Below are 19,413 nucleotides of genomic sequence, written 5' to 3'. Positions count from 1 at the left end.
CCAATGTCGCTCTGGATCGCCCTTCATGCACACCTCGCCGAAGATCCGCGGGACTAAAAGCAACAGATTGCCGACCTCAACCGCAGGGGATGATGTACCCAGGATCGTGTGTGTAATCCAACCACTTCCCATATGCGCCACCGCCTGCGGCGCGGACGGCATCACATACCTCGGGTTGAGTTTTACCGCCGGGTTGGAAGACGGCATAGATCGGATTGCCGGCTTCACTTGCCCGGCGCAGAGATGGACAAGATTGATCGGTACGCAGGTAGTAAGCACCCGGGTGGATGTCCAGTAGACGTTGAACGCCCGCGGCGTATAAGCCAGGGGTGGTGACATTTCCCAAGATCACGACCCCTTGACCGTTGCAGGACGGATTGCTTATCGGCGTAGGTAACCCGAGATCACCTGTCAGCCTTGTCGGCAAGCGCGGCGGGGGCGGCGTAGTGGGCGACGATGGGCTAGGCGGAAGCGCGGTTGGAGCGGGTGCTGGTGCGGGCGACTCCGACTGTGGCGGGAGCCAATTCGGCGACTCTTGCCATGTTGAGCTCGGCTGAGGCGGCGATGCGGTCGGTGGCGCTTGTGGCGGCTGCGCCAAGCGCGCACCGATGAAGGCGACCACTCCCACGGATAACAAAACGGCGATACCGCCGGCGATCAGCGCCGCGCGACGCCATGTCGAGGCTGCGTCTGATTCATTGCGGTTCGGTTGCTCGCGGCTTGTGACCTGCGAGAGCGGTGGAGGGATGTTTGTTGCGAATTGCGTCTCATCGCCGGCAGCGGCGTGACTGAGGGCTGCTGCAAAGTCACGGCACGTATCGAACCGATGAAATGGCTCTTTCGCCATCGCCTTGGCCAGCACCTCGTCAAGCGAACTGAGGTCGGCGCGCATACTTCGTAATCGCGGTGGCGGCGATACGACAGAATTCGAATTGATGAATGGTGGTGCACCCGTTAGAAAGTGAAAAGCTGTGGAAGCAAGGGCATACTGATCTGCGCGGCCATCAAGCGCCTTACCTGTGAGCTGTTCCGGCGCAGAGTAGCCGACTGATCCGACTCTCACATTGGTTGCCGTTATACCGTTGATGTCGTTGGCGGCGCGTGCGATCCCGAAATCGGCCAGTAGGATTCGGCGGTCGCCCATGCGCGGGTTGGTGAGCAAGATATTTGCCGGTTTGACGTCTCGGTGCAGCAAGTCTCGTTCGTGGGCATAGTCGAGTGCGTCAGCGATAGCTGACACGATCTCGAGCGCATTCTGTGTCGGCATCCCATGCGGGTATCGGTCTCGCATTTCTTGGGCGGCATCGGTGCCTTCGACGTAGTCCATCGTGATCCAAAGCTGACCGTCGTGTTCTCCCCGGTCATGGATCTGGACTATGTAGGGATGCCACAGGGATGCGGCGATGTCGGCTTCACGCGCGAAACGTTGGCGATAATTCGGGTCGGCGCTCACACGCGCGGGGAGAATCTTCAGCGCCTCTTGGCGGGGCAGCCGTGGGTGCTGGACCAGATAAACCTCACCCATCCCCCCGGTGCCCAGCAAGTGCACGATGGTGTACCCAGCGAACACTGCACCATTGGCGATGGGCATGCTCGGATATTACCGAGCCGCGACATGGAAGACCTGCGCCTGGTAGTGCTCCGCTTGCAAGCGCTAATACCGGAAGAAACACACAGACGCCGCGCGAGCGACTGTTACGTCCGTATCGTGAGGCCATGGATGTGCCCGGCCGCCACGGGCCCGATGAACGCCCAGATTCCGTTAGCCGTCGGCAGTTGCTCGGGCTGGCTGCCAGCATCAGTTTGGGCTCAATGGTCAGCGCGTGCTCAAATAGGGCACGAATGGGCCCTGGTTCGGCGTCTGGGACCGCCTCGAGACCACCTTCGCCTCCGAATCCCGCTCCGACGACGGCCAGCGGTGCCATCCCGAATCCAACTTCACCACCCGGGGCCATAACCTCGCGCCGACCTGCTCCACGTGCGACTCCGGCACTGTTGCTATGCCGAGATGCTTGGGGGGCGCGGCCTCCCCGCCCAGGAGGGCAGCACCACACCATCACCCGCATGACCCTCCATCACGAGGCCGTGGTCCTCGGCGACAACCGCAATGCTCCCCGCCATCTCCGACAGGACCAGCGGTACCACCAAGAACAACAGGGATGGATCGACATCGCGTATCACGTCGGCGTCGACCGCGATGGCAACATCTACGAGTTGCGGAGCACCGAGATCGCCGGCGACACCGCGACGGACTACGACACAAAAGGCCATTTCCTGGTCCTCTGCCTAGGAGATTTCGATCAAGAGGTTGTGCCGGAGGCCCAGCTTTACGGAGCCGCTCTCGCATTCGCATGGGCGGCCCAAAACTTTGGCATCGCAACCGACACATTGGCAGGCCATCGGGACCTAGCCCAAACTTCTTGCCCGGGCGCAAACCTTTATGCCTATCTCACCTCAGGCGACCTCAAGCGCAGCATTGACGATCTGCTTGCCGCCGGCGGGGTGGATCTTCAGCTCTTTTGCGGACCCGACGCTGCCGCAAGAGTCGCGGCTATCGAGGGGGGCAGATAACCAGCGCTTCTGTGTGGAGCCGCTGGGGAGTCTTCCCAGCAACATGCCTTCTGCACCGCCGGCTCGTGGACGACCGGAGAGTTTGAAGGCACCTTCATCGCGGATACCCGTTCACGGGTATATAGCGTCCGCCGACTTGATGCGCCGCGACCCGAGCGACACAGCACGACGCTGCGAGCGCACTCGTGGATGCGGAAAACCGTTGCGTGCGTCGCTAACCCAATGCGTACTGCAGCGCTGGCTCCGAGAAGTCCACGTGATCGTTACTGATGGTGGGGAGCCGGTTGGGTCGGAACCTCGTAGTGGGTGCCGACGACGGCCAGTCGGCCCCAGCGGTTCTTCGATTCCTCTGACATACCGCCAAGATAGGCGGCTACTTTTGCCACATATCTCCTGCGCCGTTCCGTTATCGTTCGAGCGTGAAGCGCAATAGCAATAAGGGACTAAAGCTGACAGCAATGGCCAGCGCCGTCACGGCCGCCCTGATCACTGTGGGTGGTGTCGCCACCGCCCCACCCGCCTCGGCTGGGTGTGAATCCACCAGCCCCTGGAACACCTACTGCGATAAGCCGATCCGCCCGAACGGCACCTGGCAGCGATGCTTGATAACGAATACCGGGCAGCTCAACTGCTTCCAGGTCGACCCCTCCCAGGGCTTTCCCCGTTTGCCGCTCGGGCAGCCGCAGTACCACGTCGACGACTAGGGAGTCACACGGACTGATACCGGCGTGGCGGTCAGCTCGACAGATCGCTGTCGGAGAGTCATCTAACGTGGCCGTATGCCCAGCCTAGCGGCGATAGGAGACGCGACATGACCAATACCGTTCCCGACCCCGTCCGAAAGTGCAGTGTCGAGGATGTCAACGCACAGCGGATTCAATGGGTGCCCGAACGGTGGACGGCGGCGTTCGCGGGGCATGAAAAGGCGCATACCGAACTGAAAGCTCACTCCGAGCAAGAGGGCGGCATCGCCCGCAAGTACATCCACTCCCACGCAGACGCTGACCCAGTGGAGCTGTTCCTGATCGCCATGGCGTGGGGATACAAGCCGAAAGACTATGGACCGCACCGCGTCCAATCAATCCTCACCACCGACGGAGCAGTCGACCGCATTAGAGCTATCGTCGAGATAACACGAAGCGATGGCGCAGCAGCAGGCTGGCACGCCCTGCTCAACACCCACAAGGTCAACGGCCTGAACATGTCGTTCGGCACCAAGCTTCTCTACTTCGCCGGATACACCAGCCATCACCTGCCGCGCCCGCTGGTCCTCGACGAACGGGTCCGAGCGTCCTTGAACAAGGTCGCACCCGAGACCGTGCCCGCCAAAGGGCTGGTGCGCCAAGCCGACTACACGCGTTACCTCGAACTAGCGGAAAAGTGGGCCTCCGAGCCAAGTTGGCCACAGGAACCCGATGTCGTCGAGTACGCCCTCTTCAACTTGCCGTGAGGCAAGAGAGCATTTGCCTGATCGTTCACGTAACGATTCGCCACGAATCGTCAGTGCACAACGACGTTTCGCGTAGTGAGGGCACTGACGCGGGTACCATCTCCGCGCGGCGAAAGGATTGGTTTGGGCGGCACGTGTAGGAATCTCGGTCGGTATTGGTCTCTCGTGCCGGTCGCCGTCCGCCATTGACACTTCAGCCACATCTGCGGTTGCGCAGATCTCCTTGGATGAGTCGGGGTAGTCGCCGAACCATTCGTTGACGAGTTCACGGACTAGCTTCCACTCCGGTCGCGCGACGCGGTTCATAACCTGAAATAAGTCCTCGGTGTCGAAAGGCGGGCGAAGGGTGCGGCCGTTCCCCATCGTCGAAGTTTCGGGTCGGGGCCGCCTTCAGGCCGACGCTAACCAACTCTGCAGTGCCGCCGCTACGAGTTGGTCTTCGGTCAGACCAAGTTCTTTGGCACGTTCCATCACATCTTCTTGCAGATGTAAGTCAACCCTTCCGGAGACGCGAGTGACCGCTCCCGGTGGCTGCGGCGTCGGTGATATGCGCAATTCGCTGTGCGGAAACAGATCAACTAGAGACAACATCTGCATGGGGGTGATCTCCAGAGGGCTTCCCGTGACGAAAGCCCATCGCAACATTTCGTTGTTGGCACTCTCTTTGCAGATACCCTTGTTGTGAACGAAGTCGTTTCGGATTCGCCGAACGTCGCCGAAATAAGGGATCAAGACGTCGCTACGACGAACTTTGCTCTGGGACAGACTGTCCCAGTACGTGACGATGCGTCCACGGAATTGCTCCTCCCATAGGGCAAACGCGTAGGTGAACCACTGCGCATAGGCGAATGCTTGCGCTTCAGGGTAGTTCTCCACAGTCTGTCGGGCTGCCCCGGCCATAAGTATCGAGGTGCCCGAGTCTGAAGCGGAGGCTAGGCGCCGCATGTGGATTCGTCCCGGCCCCCTCTCGCTGACTGTCTGGAATGTCTTGATATCGAGGTAGTGGCCCGGGTCGTCGGGGACGTTGCCTTGCAGGAAACGCTGATGTGGTTGCTCCCATTGGGAAATCATCTCGATGATGACATTGTGGGAGGTCAACGTCACGAGTAGAGAGATCAGCAGGGCCTGTTCAAGGTCATCGGCAATGTCGTCGATGGTTTCGTCCGGCTCAGCTGTGTTCCCGTCTAGGATTGGCATCGCAGTTTCGATGGCGGCGATGAGCCGGTCGAGGCTGCCGACAAACTGGTCACCGTGGGTGAACTCTTTTCGCGCCTTGATGACGTCGCTGAGCGTGGTTTCGAGCCACGATCCAGGCTTGAGCGGCTGACTTTCCAGCGTCAAATCGATGTAATCGAGAGCAAGACAGGTCATAACCTCGTGCTCTTGTTCGCCGAGCACACGAGCCCCCCGACCCCTGGCCGCAGTGAATGTCGCAACACTGGCTTGGGCAGAATGAAGTTGGGTGCTTGAGTTTCGCAGGGCTTGCAACCACCGCTTGGTTCGGCTTTGCAGATACATTGAGTAAAATCCTCGGAATCGTCGAGCGTGAACTTTGCTGCTGGATGAATAGTGCGCGGTAGAACCGTGCTTCGGTGGGGTGGTCGTAGCGTTGCCAGCCAAGTGACGCCCAAAAGTCGTCCGCCTGCGCGCTAAACGCCGCTAGCGCCCGATCTGGGTGGCGCGCCTCCAGTTGTCGAACGATCTTCGTTCCGAAGCCCTTGCGACGAAAGTGGGCCGAGATTTCGATGAACTGAATCTCCAACGCACGCGACTCCACCCCAGACGTACTTGTCCGCTCTGCCGCGTCGTATGTCGATAAGTTCAAATTCGCCCATGGTCGCAGAGTGTAGATCCGGTATCCGACTCGACGTCTTTATCATGTTGGATCCTGGTCCCGCACCGCCAAGAAATTTCGCGACGTCGCGGAGGGGTCGACACCCATCGCAGAAGCGATCAGAGCGCAAGTGGTTCGATGGCGCGAGCCGGCGATCCCGCACTCGTAGCCGCGTACGTAGCTGACAGCGCAGCGAAGCCCCCGCCGCCCATGGCGCAGGTGGCCCGGAGCGATTGGGCGGGTAGTGCCGTCACACTTAGCCGTTCGAGGGTGGTCTGGATGTTCGAATGCCAACTGTTGTGAAGACTGCCGTCAGAGCGAACAGTTACACGTTCCGGCTGAGCCGCGAGATTCGCGTATGCCGCTCAAGGGTGGAGCTAAGGGCGCGTGAGCTAAGAGTGTGTGAGCTAAGGGGACTCGAACCCCTGACCCCCACACTGCCAGTGTGAAACCGGGTGTGCTGGCTTGTTTTGCAGCGTCCACGCCGCGCCGATTAGTCCAGGTCTGAGAGGCTGGTCTGTGCTGATGTGTCCAGCGCGTATTTGCCAGTGATCGAGAGTCTTAGGACACGGTTAGGACACACCGAACAGGTGTTCGGCGCGTCCACGGTTGCCGCCGCCCTGCCGGCCTGTTTTCGTGTCTGGCGCGCAACTTAGGTGCAATATGCACGGTGCGGCCGAACCGGCACCCGGCGACCGATTGAAGTGCGACCCCGTGACTGGCTGCGAGCGCATCAACCCCGATACCGTGGACATCGACTGGAAGCGGTAGTTACACAGGATGAATACGTTGTGGTCTCGGTTGCAATCCATTGCCCGGTGGATGTGGGGCGTTTCGGCCTCGCAGCCGAAAGCCCCGTCTAGTGTCCAACGCGTGACCACAACTGCCGTTCGCGACGCAGCCGAAGTTGCCGAGTTCGAGGCCATTGGCGGGCGCGGCCAACGGTTCGAGCCCACGGCGGAGCGCGAGCTTGACGCAGATTTGCGGACGCTTGCGAGTGGACTCCCCGGCGCCGGTGAGGGTTTACTTGCTGTCGTTGAGTTCCACGGGCCGCGCGGAGTCCCGGACCTGCTGATTATGACAAGGGGATTCGCGGCGCTCCAGCACAGGCTCGAAAACGGTGCTCCGTTCATCGAAAGCCCCGCCGACTGCGCCGTGGTCGCCGTCCTCAACATCAAGCGGCCAATGACCAGCAGCAGCGTTGCTTCGGAGACCGGGATGAGCCCGGAGCAGGTCGAACGCCGGTTGCGGGCGCTCACCCACGCCGGAATAGTGGTCACGCAGGGCCAGGGCTACTGGCGCCGCGCCGACGTCGAACCTATCGGTAGGACCTACGCCTTCGAGGCCAAGGTATCTGACTGGCGGCGCGGTCTGGACCAGGCACTTCGTTACTCCGCCTGGTGCGATGCCTCGTCGCTGGTGCTTCTCCGTGCCCCGGCGGATATGGGTGGTCTGATCGAGCGCTGCACCCTGTTTGATATCGGCCTGGCAATCCGTGACGAGTGGGTTCGAAGGCCACGCCTCGGTCGGCCCCAACCCGCGCTTCGCCTTGCGGCCTCGGAGCGCCTGGCGCTACAAGTAAGCCATCTAGAGTTGAAGCCCTTCACCCCCGGCGTAGGCGTCTAAAACCGCTCTCATCGCGGTGCACCAGACAGCTTTATCCCTGTTTCCCACTGACGGGATGGCCGCGATCAAAGCATCGAATTCTGTTGCGGCCAAAGCGTATCGGCCCCTGAGCAGCTCGAATCTTCGTTGGCTGGACTGCTCGCCATTAAGCAGTGCCACGACAGAGGCGAGCTGCTGCAGGTGGTGCGCCCGCTCTTCGTTATCCGTTCGAGGCATCAGACCCCCTCGGATGCGCGCGGCCCTGTCCGCGTCCCAGCGAGCAATCTGGTCCGCAGTGTTGCGCCGCAGCACCGCGTGCAGCGCGCCCTGTGTTACGTACGCCGCAGGCCGCCGGATACCGCCGTCGGAGTCGACGCGAAACGCCGCCGGGTCAAAAGTCCGCTGGGCTCGATGCCACCCAGCCCCGAGGGTATCGGCACCCGCTGCAATGGCTGGCAGACCGGCGTAGTCCGCGTAGCAGACGATCACCCTCGACCTGAGCGACAGCGATCTAACCGTTCGGCACAGCCCCTCGAACGCCGCGACGTCGGCCACGTCGGGAAGCGAGTCGAGCACGACTTCGTTCGCGACGGTGATCATCCAGACCGGCGCGCGCAACGCAACCAGGTCTCCGACGTACGCGTCGAGATCGGGGCCTGCGGCCCAGAACGTTCGCGTACCGACCAGCGACTGCCAGGACGTGTCGGCAAGGCCGCGAGCGATTCGCGCGAGTTCGAGCGCTGTGGTTACTTCTGCCGCCACCGGCGACGACAGTTGCACGGTGGGCGCGAGAAGCGGCGCTGATAGTGAACTCTGGCGTGCAAAGACGCGCTCGACGTGGTCGAGATACTGAGCCGGCGTTGTCAGCGCGGGAGCCGCGTTCGGCCACAGCTCCCACTGATCGTAGAAGTCGACTTTGTTCGTCGTGGCCAGCAACCGAGAGTGGGTCATCGGATCGAAGATGAAATCCCCGTTCAGGTCGCCCATGTCGTTGCGGAGCGTCGTCGCGCTGGGTTGCCGTTCTTGCGCTATCCGAGGCGTGGTGAATGGATTGAGGATGACGCCGCTGGAATACCCGGCCTGCACCGCCTCCCGGCACCACTTACGATGCCCACCCGCCCGGCCATCATGAAGTAATACGCCGCTCATGATGTGGCCCCTTGGGCGGTGGCGATGGCGTCTGCTAGTTCAGCCCCGTCGAGGAACCGCCGTGCGGGCTGCCGGTGCAGACAGCGATTGACGATCGCCGCGAGTTCATCGGTGATGTCGGTGCGTTGGGTTGCAACGTCTGGACAGGACTGCGTGCGGAGCCGGTTGTAGTAATCCGCCTCGTTGGTACCCGGGGCGACGGGCAATATCGCTGTGAGGGCGATGTAGGCGAGGATGCCCAAAGAGAAGATGTCACTCGCTGGTGTGGGTCGGCCGCCTGGTACGTGCTCGGGTGACTTGAAACCCATTGTGCCGGGCTGGAATTGTCCGGTCAGTGCGGTCTTGGCGAGGTGCCGTGCGAGGCCAGGGTCCATCAGGACGTATCGCCCGTCGTCGGTCTTGCGCACGTTGCCCGGCGAAAGGTCACGGTGAACCACTTCGAGTTCATGGCACGCAGCCAGACCGGCGGCCAGGTCGGCGAGCAACGACCAGACGTCCGCCTCGTTCCACCTGGCTGCCAGCAGCCGTGTCAGGTCGCCGCCCGATAGGCGCTCTTCGACCCAGCAGATGGCGTCGGGGCGATCGCCGATTTCGACGGCCTCGGTGAGCACCGAAACGACGTTCGGCGACGAGACCGCTGCCAACACATCGACCTCGCGGTGGGCGCGTGCAATAACGGTATCTGCCGTTGGGCCGTCAGGGATTACGACGATCTTCGCAACGGCAGGTGCCCCGGCGAATTCCCCGGCGAGCACGATTTTCTGTCCACCGCTGGTGAGCACGCTGGAGTTGACGAGCCCGAGGTGTGCCGGAACCTCGTCGATGATTTTTTGGATGTCTTGCGGGCCCAAGCCAGCCCCTTCCACAAGGTTCGATGTAACCGCCTGCGCCGGGGGCGGAGGCCCGGTGCACGAGTCTAGGACCGGGCACCGACACGTCGGCGAAGCCGGACTTCAACCGCGTTGCAGGGCGGTGATACCGGGGCCGGGTCTACTCGGTGATTCGCCGGCGCAGGTGACCGCCTATCGGTGTGATGGCCGGGCGGTCGCTCACCCGACGCGCCAGGCTCGACGCCGCCGGCCAGCGATCGGCCAGGAGTCGCTCCAAGTCCAGGGGCGAAGCAAACGACCATCGCTGGCCGGCCGCGTACACCAGCACGTCGTTAGCGACGACCGGCGCGGCCAGGGCGTCGGGTCGCTGCTGCCCGGCATGCCAAGTGACGGCGGCTTCTTCGAGGGCTAGGAAGTGGCCGGCCAGCCGACAGGTGCCGGCTCCCAGACCTTGCAGTAGCGCCGCCGACCGCGCCAGCGCGTCGCTGCACCGGCCAGACCCCTTGGGCGGCCAGCTGGTCACCTTCACCGGCCGGTCGATCCGGTACCGCTTCAAGGCGTCATTGACGACGCGTGTGTACGTTTCACCGGCGGCGAAGCCTTCGACGGCGATCTCAGACGCGCCGACGTCGGCGGCCAGCTCGACCGCAGCCCGTGCCCACTGATCGGACGTGCGCGATCACACGGCACGCGGCAGTCACCGTTTCGGGGGCAGCGGCTTGGACCACTCTTGCCGGTCGCCGTCCTGATCTGTCCATTGCACGGTGACAGTCTGGTCCAATCCCCACGCTGACAGACCGAAGAACTCAACCTCGCTGAATGCCTTGATCTCGTCATACGGACCACCACCGCGCCGAACGGAAGGCCCCGTCACCATGACTTCGGTCTGCGGGAACGCGGTGTTGTTGACGAGCGCGTACACCGAGCCGGAGCGGTATTCGATCCCCCATGTTGGGCCTTGGTGCATTGCCACCGGTGCGGTGCTGCTGTCAGCGGAGTCGCGGATAGCGGCGGCAACATCCTCGACGGCCTTAGCTGATCGCTCGGCAGCTGCGACGGTCCGTTGACGCTGCTCATCGGCCCTATCCGCCGATGCCTTGGCCCGTCTCTCCGAGATGACGGCACGAATGGCGACAGCCACGGAGACGGCCACTGCAACCCACGACGAGACATCTCCCCAGTGCATGCCCGGCAGCGTAGGTCAGCAGCCCGACAAGATCACCGCACCTCGACGATTACGGCACCGCTCCCCTGTCGGGTCTGTGCAGTATGGTCATGGCACTTTTGGCAGCGAGCAGACAGGAAAATCCAGCCGGTATGGGTTCTGTACATGAGGTCATCGAGGCATTCCGGGAGGCGCCGTCCAACTCCGAGCGCGGAACGAAGTTCGAGCAGCTGATGGTGCGCTACTTCCAGCTGGACCCGATGCTGTCGCAGCAGTACGACCAGGTGTGGCGGTGGATCGACTGGCCCGGACGCCAGGGCAAGCCAGACACCGGCATCGACCTGGTGGCACGCGAGCGCGACACCGGTAATTACACCGCGATCCAGTGCAAGTTCTACGAACCGACCCATCACCTGGCAAAGGGTGACATCGATGCTTTTTTCACCGCGTCGGGCAAGGAGCCGTTCAGCAACCGGGTCATCATCTCCACCACCGACCGGTGGGGCAAAAACGCCGAAGCCGCCCTGGAAGGGCAGACCAAGCCAGTGCAGCGGATCGGGATGGCCGAGATCGCCGACTCCCCGATCGACTGGGACATCGCCTGGCCTGCCGGTGATCTCCGCATCGAACTGGCCCCGGCGCAGAAGCACCAGCCGCGACCGCATCAGGAACAGGCCATCGACGCCGTGTTCGGTGGGTTCGCCGCCGGTAACGACCGTGGCAAGCTGATCATGGCGTGCGGCACCGGCAAGACCTTCACGGCCCTCAAGATCGCCGAGCGCACCGCAGTCGAGAATGGCGGTGCGGCGCGCATCCTGTTCCTGGTGCCGTCGATCTCGTTGTTGAGCCAGACGCTGCGGGCCTGGACCGCGCAAACCGAGCTGGACTTGCGAGCGTTCGCGGTCTGCTCAGACACCAAGGTGTCGAGGACGGTGGAGGACTACAACATCCACGACGTGCCGATCCCGGTCACCACCGACCCGCAGCGGCTCGCCGACGAGATGTCATACCGCAAACGCGCCAAGGGCCTGACGGTTGTGTTCTCCACCTACCAGTCGCTGCCGGTGGTCGCCGAAGCGCAGAAGCTCGGCGTCGATGCGTTCGACCTGGTGATCTGCGACGAGGCCCACCGCACCACCGGGGTCACGCTGGCCGGTGATGACGAGTCGAACTTCGTCCGCATCCACGACGCCGACTACCTCCACGCGGCCCGGCGGCTGTACATGACGGCCACACCGCGCATCTTCGCCGAGTCGGTCAAGGACAAGGCCGCCCAACACTCCGCCGAGCTGGCGACGATGGACAACGAGCTGACCTACGGGCCGGAGTTTCACCGACTGTCGTTCGGCGATGCCGTCGAGCGCGGGCTGCTCACCGACTACAAGGTGCTGGTGCTCACCATCGACGAGTCGGTGATCGCCCCGAAGCTACAACAGCAGTTCGCCGCCGTTGACGGCGAGCTGACCCTCGATGACGCCTCCAAACTCATCGGCTGCTGGAACGGGCTGGCCAAGCGTGCAGGCACCGCCCCCGACGGCACCGGCTTCGCCCCCGGCGAGGCCCCGATGCGCCGGGCGGTGGCGTTCGCCCGCGACATCAAAAGCTCCAAGCAGGTCGCCGAGATGTTGCCGGTCGTGGTCACCCGCTACCAGGAACTGCTAGACGAGCACGAGAACGACGGCCAGCGCATCGAGGCCACCAACCGCGGGCTGAGCTGCGCGGTGCACCACGTCGATGGCACCTACAACGCCCTGCAACGCAACGCCGAGCTGGCCTGGCTCAAAGGTGTTGTCGCCGAAGACGAGTGCCGCATCCTGACCAACGCCCGCTGTCTATCTGAGGGCGTCGACGTACCGGCCCTGGACGCGGTGCTGTTCCTGCACCCCCGCAACTCGGTGGTGGACGTGGTGCAGTCGGTGGGCCGGGTGATGCGCAAGGCAGATGCCAAGGAGTACGGCTACGTCATCCTGCCGGTTGCGGTCCCGCAAGGGGTCGAGCCGTCCGCCGCACTCGATGACAACCTGCGGTTCAAGGTGGTCTGGCAGGTGCTCAACGCGCTGCGCTCCCACGATGAACGCTTCGACGCGATGGTCAACTCGATTGCCCTCAACAGCGAGTCGAACAAGAAGGGCGGGGTCGGCACCAACAAACTGCTCGGTGCCCACATCGGTCCGACCCTCGATGTCCTCGGCGACGGCACCGCCGCCGAGGACGAGGCCGAGTCGGTGCGCCAGATTGCCCTGTTCTCCCTGTCGGCCTGGCAGGAAGCCATATATGCCCGCATCGTCGATAAGTTGGCACCCGCACCTACTGGGAGCAGTGGGCGTCCGATGTAGCCGACATCGCCGCTGCCCTGGTCACCCGGATCTCCGCCTCACTCGATGGTGCGGACACCAAGACAGCCGAGGCATTCGGTCAGTTCGTGCGCGGGCTGCGCGACAACCTCAACGATTCGATCACCGAGGCCGACGCGGTCAGCATGCTCGCCCAGCACCTGATCACCAAGCCGGTATTCGACGCTCTATTCGCCGGCCACGACTTCGCCTCCCACAACCCGATCTCCAAGACGATGCAGAAGATGCTCGACACCCTCGGCGGCACCGGGCTGGAAGCCGAGACGGCCAAGCTGGAAGGGTTCTACGAGTCGGTCCGCCGCCGCGCATCCGAGGTCACCAGCGCAGCGGGCAAGCAGCAGGTGATCGCCGAGCTATATGAGAAGTTCTTCCGCATCGGCTTCAAGAAACAGTCCGAAGCACTCGGCATCGTCTACACCCCAACCGAGATCGTCGACTTCATCCTGCGCGCCGCCGACACCATGTCCCGTAAACACTTCGGCCGCGGCCTCACCGACGAAGGCGTGCACATCCTCGACGGCTTCACCGGCACCGGCACTTTCATGACCCGGCTGCTGGAATCAGGGCTGATCACGGCCAAAGACCTTGAGCGCAAATACTCGGTCGAGCTGCACGCGAACGAGATCATGCTATTGGCGTACTACATCGCTGCTGTCAACATCGAGACCACCTACCACGCTCTGACGGGCAAGACCGCTGCCACGGACACCTACGAGCCGTTTCCCGGCATCGTGCTCGCTGACACCTTTCAGATCAGCGAAGCGGGGGATTCGATGGACCGCATCATGTTCCCTCACAACAATTCCCGCATCGAGGCGCAGCTGGAAACGCCTGTCAACGTCATCATCGGCAACCCGCCCTACTCGGTCGGACAAACCTCAGCGAACGACCTCAACGCCAACATCAAATACCCCACCCTCGATGGACGCATCGAGACCACCTACGCCAAACGCTCCACCGCCACCAACAAGAACAGCCTCTACGACTCCTACATCCGCGCTATCCGCTGGGCCACCGACCGCCTCGGCAACGCCGGTGTCGCCGGTTTCATCACCAACGGCGGCTACATCGACGGCAACACCGCCGACGGCATGCGCCTATCCCTGGCTGACGACTACACAAGCATCTACATCTACAACCTGCGGGGTAACGGTCGGATCGGCGGCGAACAGGGCCGCAAAGAAGGCCGCCCAATATTCGAGTTCGGGGGATGGCGCGCCGACGGGTCAGAGATCAAGAGCACCGAAGGCGGTTCTCGCGCAACGATCGCCATAGTGCTGCTTGTCAAAGATCTGCGCCAGACAGGCCCGGCAACGATCCGCTACACCGAAGTCGCCGACTACCTCTCTGCTGGCGAAAAAGTCCGCGCCGTCAACCACTCAGAACTGACCTCAATCGACTGGCAGACGATCACCCCAAACTGCCACGGTGACTGGATCAGCCAACGCGATGACACCTTCGCCAGCTGGCCGGTCATCGGAGACAGGAAAGCCACCGCCGGGATGGTCACCATCTTCAACGCCTACTCCGCCGGGCTGCAAACCAACCGTGATGCATGGGTGTACAACTACTCCGGCCACGAACTCGAGGGCAACGTGTCACGGCTAATCGAAAACTACAATGACCAACTCGACCCCTTCGACACCTACTGCCGCACCCACGGGATGACCCGCCGTGACGAGAAAACCGTCAGCGCATACCTCACCCAACATCCACAGGCGGCAGACGAAACAAAGATCAAATGGTCGCGAAGCCTGCGCGCGTCGCTGGCGCGGAACACCCCGATCGCTGAACGCCCAGCCGGCTACGTGCTCGGGATATACCGACCGTTTTCCAAGCAGCACGCCTACTTCGACCGCGACCTCAACCACGAGCGATCGCAGCTCCCTTCGATGTTTCCGACGCCACACCACGGGAACATCGGCATCGTCCTCACCGCCCCTGCGTCGCACTATGAGTTCACACCCTTTATCACGGACTTGCTGCCAAACCTGCACACTCTGGACACCGGACAGTTCTTCCCGCGCTGGACCTACAAGAAGGCCGAATCCGATGACGGAGGCATGGACTTCACATCCGCCGGCGATACCGCGGTTGACGATTATGGGTACCGACGGGTGGACAACATCACCGACAGCATCCTCGCCGTGTACCGCGAGGCCATCGGCGACCAGGTGACAAAGGACGACATCTTCTACTACGTCTACGGTCTGCTGCACGATCCTGACTACCGGACCAAGTACGCCGCCGACCTGAAGAAGATGCTTCCGCACATCCCGACGCCCGAGAGCCGAGAGCAGTTCAGCCAGTTCGCCGACGCGGGAAGGAAACTGGCCGAGTTGCATGTCGACTACGAGGCCGTGGAGCCGTATCCGCTTGACGTGCAACTCAAGGCGGGGGTGAAGCCGGCGGACCGCGAAACGTGGCGAGTCGAGAAGATGAAGTGGAAGTCGAAGACCGACCACTCGGCAATCATCTACAACGGCAAGGTCACTGTCGCGGGCATCCCCGACGACGCCGAGCGGTACATGCTCGGCTCACGTTCTGCCCTGGCCTGGCTCATCGACCGCTACCAGGTGAAGACCGACAAGGCATCCGGCATCGTCAACGACCCGAACGACTGGTGCGACGAACACGACGACCCGACCTATATCGTGGACCTGATCAAAAAAGTCACCACGGTCGGCGTCGAGACCATGAAGATCGTCGACCAGCTCGGCGCGACGGTGCCCGTCAGCTAGACGCTTCTGGCCTGCTCGACGGCCAACTGTGCTCACATGGCCGCCAGCGATCCCGGCCGCCATGGCTGACGTGGCAGCTCGATCCAGCGACGACAACTCAGCCTGATCGATCACTCGTTTGACTATGCGCTGACCAGACTGCTTACTCGCGCTTTTGCCTGGTGGGCGCAGAGTGAACGCCAAAAAATGGAGTGGAGCTAAGGGGACTCGAACCCCTGACCCCCACACTGCCAGTGTGGTGCGCTACCAGCTGCGCCATAGCCCCATGGTGTGCCCATCGAAGCTACACCACCGCCAACACGGCTTCAAAGTCGCTGATCACGCCCGGTCAGGCCGGACAGTCACTGCTATGCAGCCCGTAGGGCACGGCCTCGACCAGCGTGACCGAAACCGTGGCGCCGCTGGGCACCCGATAGCTGCGCTGCTCGCCACGGCGCGCGCCGGTGATCGCGGTCCCCAGCGGTGACTGGGCGGAGTAGATCTCCATATCGCCATGCTCGGCGCCGCGAGCCCCCAGCAGGAACGTTTCGGTCTCGCCGGTGTCGTCGTAGCGGACGGTCAGCACCATGCCCGGCTCGGCAACCCCGTCGTCGGGCGGATCTTCGCCGACGACGGCATATTGCAGCAGATCGTGGATCTGCCGGACGCGCGCCCGGCGCGCGCGCTGTTCGTCCAGATCGAGCGTGTTGTCGACGTGCGGCCCCAGTAATGCGGCCAGCTCGGCTTCGAGCCGATCGCGGGTTTCCGGTGTCATCCACACACCTTCTGAACTGGACATGTAATGCCTCCTAGAAATCGGATAGTTAACGCGTGGGGTGGAGCTCAGGAATTGGATTCTTAACGCGTGGGATCGAACTCACGCAGGGCGACGGACTGCTTGCCGGTGGTGATCTGCTCGGTCAGCAACCGGCCGGTCACCGGGCCGTGGGTCATGCCCCACATGCCGTGCCCGCCGGCAACGTAGATCCCGTGGGTTACCTGCCCCACCAGCGGACGACCGTCGGGGCTCAGCGGACGTGGACCGACCCACACCTCACTGCGCTGCTCCCAGCAGACGCCGTCGAGGTAGGGGCGCGCCGCGTCGGCGATGGCGTCGGCCCGCGCCTCGGACGCCGGCGCGTCGGGATCGCGCAGCTCCATCGTCCCGGTGACCCGCAGCTTCCCGTTCAGCGGCGTGCAGGCCACCCGCGCGTCGGGCAGATGCACCGGGCAGGGAACCGGCCGTTCCACCGGCACCGTGAACGAGTAGCCGCGCCCGGCATACACCGGAACCCGCACCCAGCGGCTCACCAACGGCGACAACCAAGCGCCGGCCGCGATCACCGCCACGTCGGCACTCAGCACCGGACCGCTGCGGGTATGCACGACGACGCCGTCCCTGGCGGGCTCCACATCGGCGACCTCGGCGGTGTGCAGCGTGGCTCCTCGTTCGACGACCGAGCGGCCCAGCGCCTGTACGAACCGGCCGGGGTCGACGAAGCGCTGGCCGTTGACGCGCACACCGGCGCCGGCCGCATCGGATGCCAGCGGCACCTGCTCGCGCAACGCCGCACCGGTCAGTTCCGTGGTGGAAACAGGCTGGCCGGCCGCTTGAAAGCGGCGCAATTCCGCCAACAGGTGTTCGGCGTCGTGAGACGTCCGAAACAGCGCGGTGACCGGCGCATCGGTGATCGGCGCGTCGACACCGTTGGAAACCAGTACGTCGTAGGCCTCGATGCATTCCTCGCTCAGTGCCAGGTTGGCCCGCACCGCCCGCGTCCATGACGCGCTGCGGCAGTTGGCCGCAAACCGCATCAAAAAGCGCCACAGCGCCGGATCGGTGGACGGTGGAATGCGCACGGCCGCAGATGGTTTCAGCAGTGAGCGTAAGGCATACCGCAACGTGTGCGGCTCGTTGAGCGGCATGGTCAGTCCCGGTGCGATATATCCGGCGTTGCCCCACGAGGCACCCGCGGCCACGCCGACACGATCGACGACGGTGACGTCTACGCCGCGCTCTTGCAGGAACCAGGCCGTCGACAACCCGACGACACCGGCGCCCACCACGACCGCCGACCGCGGACCTCCATCACCCATCACGTTATCCATGGTGGCGCGGATACCCGCTGACTGGATTGCCGGAATCCGACAACGGCGAAGTCAGTGTTTGTCGGCTTCCGACACAACGGCCGGTTCGTCGTCACTGGAGGCCAGCTCGATCGTCATCGCCAGCCGTTTACCCGGGTCGTCCAGGCCGAGGGTGGTGACTTCCGCCATCCGGCGCAGCCGGTAGCGCACGGTGTTTTCGTGCACGCCCAACCGCTCGCCGGCCTGCGCCAGGTCACCTTGCGCGGCCAGCCACGCCCGCAGCGTGGCCACGTACTGCGTCGCGTGGTCACGGTCGTGGCGGCGCAGTTCGGCCACCGGCCCGCGCGCCGGCGCCCGGCCCGCGCCCGCCGCCGCGCGCAGCCGTTGCAGCAGGATCTCGTCCCAGGATTCGTCGTAGGCCGGTGGCGCGCCGTCCGGCCGTACCTCGTGCAGCGCCAGGCATTCATCAGCCTCTTGGCGCGCAGCGGCCAGTTCGTCGGCCGAGGCGACGGCGCTGATCCCGGCGACCACGCTGGCCTGCGGCGGCAGCACCGCCTGTAAGTCGCTCACCCAGCGGCGCGCGTGGGCCGCCGATTCGGCCGGCAGCAGCGTGTACACCGTGTTGGCGGCCAGCGCGCTGCGACCGGGCCGTGACCAGCCGAAGCCAGTGGTGGCGCGTTCGAAGGCCTGCAACAGTGCGGCGTGCGGCTCGGACGGCAGATGCGCGTGCACCGCGATCACCCGCAGCGGCGTCTGCGGCAAGCCCAGCCGACTGGCCACCGTTGCCGCGTCGGCGGTGCCCTCCAGCAGCCCGGTCACCGACTGCGACTCCACCTGACGTTCCAGGTCGGCGCTCGCGCGGGAGCGCAGAACATGCAGCGCGACGGTCCGCGCACCGTCGGTCAGCGCAGTCAGCCGGGCCGCGGCCAGCGGCTCCGGGCAGGCCACCCACACCGCGCCGAGTAACTCGCGGCCGACCCGTACCGCCACCACCATCCGGCCGGTCAAGCCGTGCTCGTCGTCTGCGGCAACGAACAGCGGCTCGTCGGATGCCGCCAAATGCGTGAACACTCCGCGTTGTTCGAGCAGGGCGCGCAACCGTTCCGGCATCTGGCGGGTCAAAATCGTTTCGGCGCGTGCCGGATCGGCGTGCTGCTGGCGCCGCGAATAAGCCAGCACGCGGGCCAGCCCGTCCTGGATGGTGACCGCGCCGCCGACGGCGTCTGCCAGATTGTCGGCCAGCGCGAACAAATCGGTTGGGCCACGGCCTGATTCGGTTTCGCGGCCCTCGAGCACCAGGCCGTAGACCACCGCGGCCAGTTCGCTCCAGGGCAACGCCTCGTCGATCACCATCACCGCGACCGCCTCCCCTTCGCCGACGAACGCGGTTTTGTCGTCGCCGCCACGGACCAGTACGGCCACGGCATGCGCCGACATCGCCCATCGCACAGCTTCTTTCACCGAGCCAGCACCGACGGCCAACAGCACGTCGCCGACGACGGCGCGGCCGGCGATGGTCTCGTGCATCACCACGCTGCTCAATTCCGTCGATCGCGGCACCGAACAGAAGCGCAGCTGAACGCCATAGGTGCCCAGCACGTTCACTAGGCGGTCCAAGGTGACCATCACCGCAGCGTAACCGGGGGT

The 19,413-nt window shown here is 63.8% G+C and carries 14 protein-coding genes, 1 tRNA gene and 1 pseudogene; 6 read left to right on the top strand and 10 right to left on the bottom strand.

The features are described 5' to 3' along the window. Positions 1 to 76 precede the first annotated feature (76 nt). Complete coding sequence (locus AC5Y5W_RS06275; RefSeq protein ID WP_500010579.1) at positions 77 to 1,591, bottom strand: serine/threonine-protein kinase; 1,515 nt, start codon at positions 1,589 to 1,591, stop codon at positions 77 to 79. A 473-nt stretch (positions 1,592 to 2,064) separates the two neighbouring features. Between AC5Y5W_RS06275 and AC5Y5W_RS06270 the strand changes: the two genes are divergently transcribed. The 3 genes from AC5Y5W_RS06270 (at position 2,065) to AC5Y5W_RS06260 (ending at position 4,021) form a co-directional block, all read left to right on the top strand. Further along, complete coding sequence (locus AC5Y5W_RS06270) at positions 2,065 to 2,571, top strand: peptidoglycan recognition protein family protein (RefSeq protein ID WP_500010580.1); 507 nt, start codon at positions 2,065 to 2,067, stop codon at positions 2,569 to 2,571. A 419-nt stretch (positions 2,572 to 2,990) separates the two neighbouring features. Then, positions 2,991 to 3,275, top strand: a complete 285-nt coding sequence (locus AC5Y5W_RS06265; protein WP_500010581.1) for a CDGP domain-containing protein — start codon at positions 2,991 to 2,993, stop codon at positions 3,273 to 3,275. 107 nt (positions 3,276 to 3,382) lie between these two features. Next, positions 3,383 to 4,021 (top strand): 8-oxoguanine DNA glycosylase OGG fold protein, encoded by a 639-nt coding sequence (locus AC5Y5W_RS06260; RefSeq protein ID WP_500010582.1) that lies wholly within the window; start codon positions 3,383 to 3,385, stop codon positions 4,019 to 4,021. Between the two features lie 390 nt (positions 4,022 to 4,411). Here AC5Y5W_RS06260 and AC5Y5W_RS06255 read toward each other — a convergent pair whose 3' ends face one another. Next, complete coding sequence (locus tag AC5Y5W_RS06255) at positions 4,412 to 5,419, bottom strand: hypothetical protein (RefSeq protein ID WP_500010583.1); 1,008 nt, start codon at positions 5,417 to 5,419, stop codon at positions 4,412 to 4,414. 1,309 nt (positions 5,420 to 6,728) lie between these two features. On the opposite strand from AC5Y5W_RS06255, the gene AC5Y5W_RS06250 reads away from it, so the two are divergent. Further along, positions 6,729 to 7,481, top strand: coding sequence for a winged helix-turn-helix domain-containing protein (locus AC5Y5W_RS06250; RefSeq protein WP_500010584.1), 753 nt, complete (start codon positions 6,729 to 6,731; stop codon positions 7,479 to 7,481). Here AC5Y5W_RS06250 and AC5Y5W_RS06245 read toward each other — a convergent pair. The 4 genes and pseudogenes from AC5Y5W_RS06245 to AC5Y5W_RS06230 all read right to left on the bottom strand — a co-directional run bounded on the left by AC5Y5W_RS06245 (position 7,443) and on the right by AC5Y5W_RS06230 (position 10,625). Beyond that, entirely contained in the window at positions 7,443 to 8,609 is a 1,167-nt protein-coding gene (locus AC5Y5W_RS06245) for a hypothetical protein (protein ID WP_500010585.1), read from the bottom strand. The two genes, AC5Y5W_RS06250 and AC5Y5W_RS06245, sit on opposite strands and share 39 nt — an antisense overlap. After that, complete coding sequence (locus AC5Y5W_RS06240) at positions 8,606 to 9,460, bottom strand: protein kinase domain-containing protein (protein ID WP_500010586.1); 855 nt, start codon at positions 9,458 to 9,460, stop codon at positions 8,606 to 8,608. The genes AC5Y5W_RS06245 and AC5Y5W_RS06240 overlap by 4 nt, the downstream gene beginning before the upstream one ends. Before the next feature lie 139 nt (positions 9,461 to 9,599). Continuing rightward, positions 9,600 to 10,112 (bottom strand): annotated as a pseudogene (locus AC5Y5W_RS06235) (terminase large subunit domain-containing protein); the annotation flags it as partial. 24 nt (positions 10,113 to 10,136) lie between these two features. Then, positions 10,137 to 10,625 carry a hypothetical protein gene (locus tag AC5Y5W_RS06230; RefSeq protein ID WP_500010587.1) on the bottom strand — a complete coding sequence of 163 codons (489 nt, stop codon included), beginning with the start codon at positions 10,623 to 10,625 and terminating at the stop codon, positions 10,137 to 10,139. A 131-nt stretch (positions 10,626 to 10,756) separates the two neighbouring features. On the opposite strand from AC5Y5W_RS06230, the gene AC5Y5W_RS06225 reads away from it, so the two are divergent. Both AC5Y5W_RS06225 and AC5Y5W_RS06220 read left to right on the top strand, forming a co-directional pair. Further along, positions 10,757 to 12,940, top strand: a complete 2,184-nt coding sequence (locus tag AC5Y5W_RS06225) for a restriction endonuclease (RefSeq protein WP_500010588.1) — start codon at positions 10,757 to 10,759, stop codon at positions 12,938 to 12,940. Positions 12,941 to 12,945: 5 nt separating this feature from the next. Next, complete coding sequence (locus AC5Y5W_RS06220) at positions 12,946 to 15,699, top strand: type ISP restriction/modification enzyme (RefSeq protein WP_500022261.1); 2,754 nt, start codon at positions 12,946 to 12,948, stop codon at positions 15,697 to 15,699. Positions 15,700 to 15,891: 192 nt separating this feature from the next. Here the strand turns inward: AC5Y5W_RS06220 and AC5Y5W_RS06215 are convergent. The 4 genes from AC5Y5W_RS06215 to AC5Y5W_RS06200 form a co-directional block, all read right to left on the bottom strand. Continuing rightward, positions 15,892 to 15,964: transfer RNA gene (locus AC5Y5W_RS06215), tRNA-Ala, on the bottom strand. Between the two features lie 63 nt (positions 15,965 to 16,027). Further along, positions 16,028 to 16,477: a GreA/GreB family elongation factor gene (locus tag AC5Y5W_RS06210; protein WP_500010589.1), complete on the bottom strand. Its 450-nt coding sequence runs from the start codon at positions 16,475 to 16,477 to the stop codon at positions 16,028 to 16,030. A gap of 59 nt (positions 16,478 to 16,536) precedes the next feature. Then, positions 16,537 to 17,775 carry an NAD(P)/FAD-dependent oxidoreductase gene (locus AC5Y5W_RS06205; RefSeq protein WP_500010590.1) on the bottom strand — a complete coding sequence of 413 codons (1,239 nt, stop codon included), beginning with the start codon at positions 17,773 to 17,775 and terminating at the stop codon, positions 16,537 to 16,539. A gap of 63 nt (positions 17,776 to 17,838) precedes the next feature. Continuing rightward, entirely contained in the window at positions 17,839 to 19,392 is a 1,554-nt protein-coding gene (locus AC5Y5W_RS06200) for a PucR family transcriptional regulator (RefSeq protein ID WP_500010591.1), read from the bottom strand. Positions 19,393 to 19,413: the final 21 nt, after the last annotated feature.

This window comes from Mycobacterium sp. NGS51, assembly GCF_059812525.1.
Note: the sequence above shows the minus strand (reverse complement) of the source record. Positions and strands in the feature narration are given on the sequence as shown.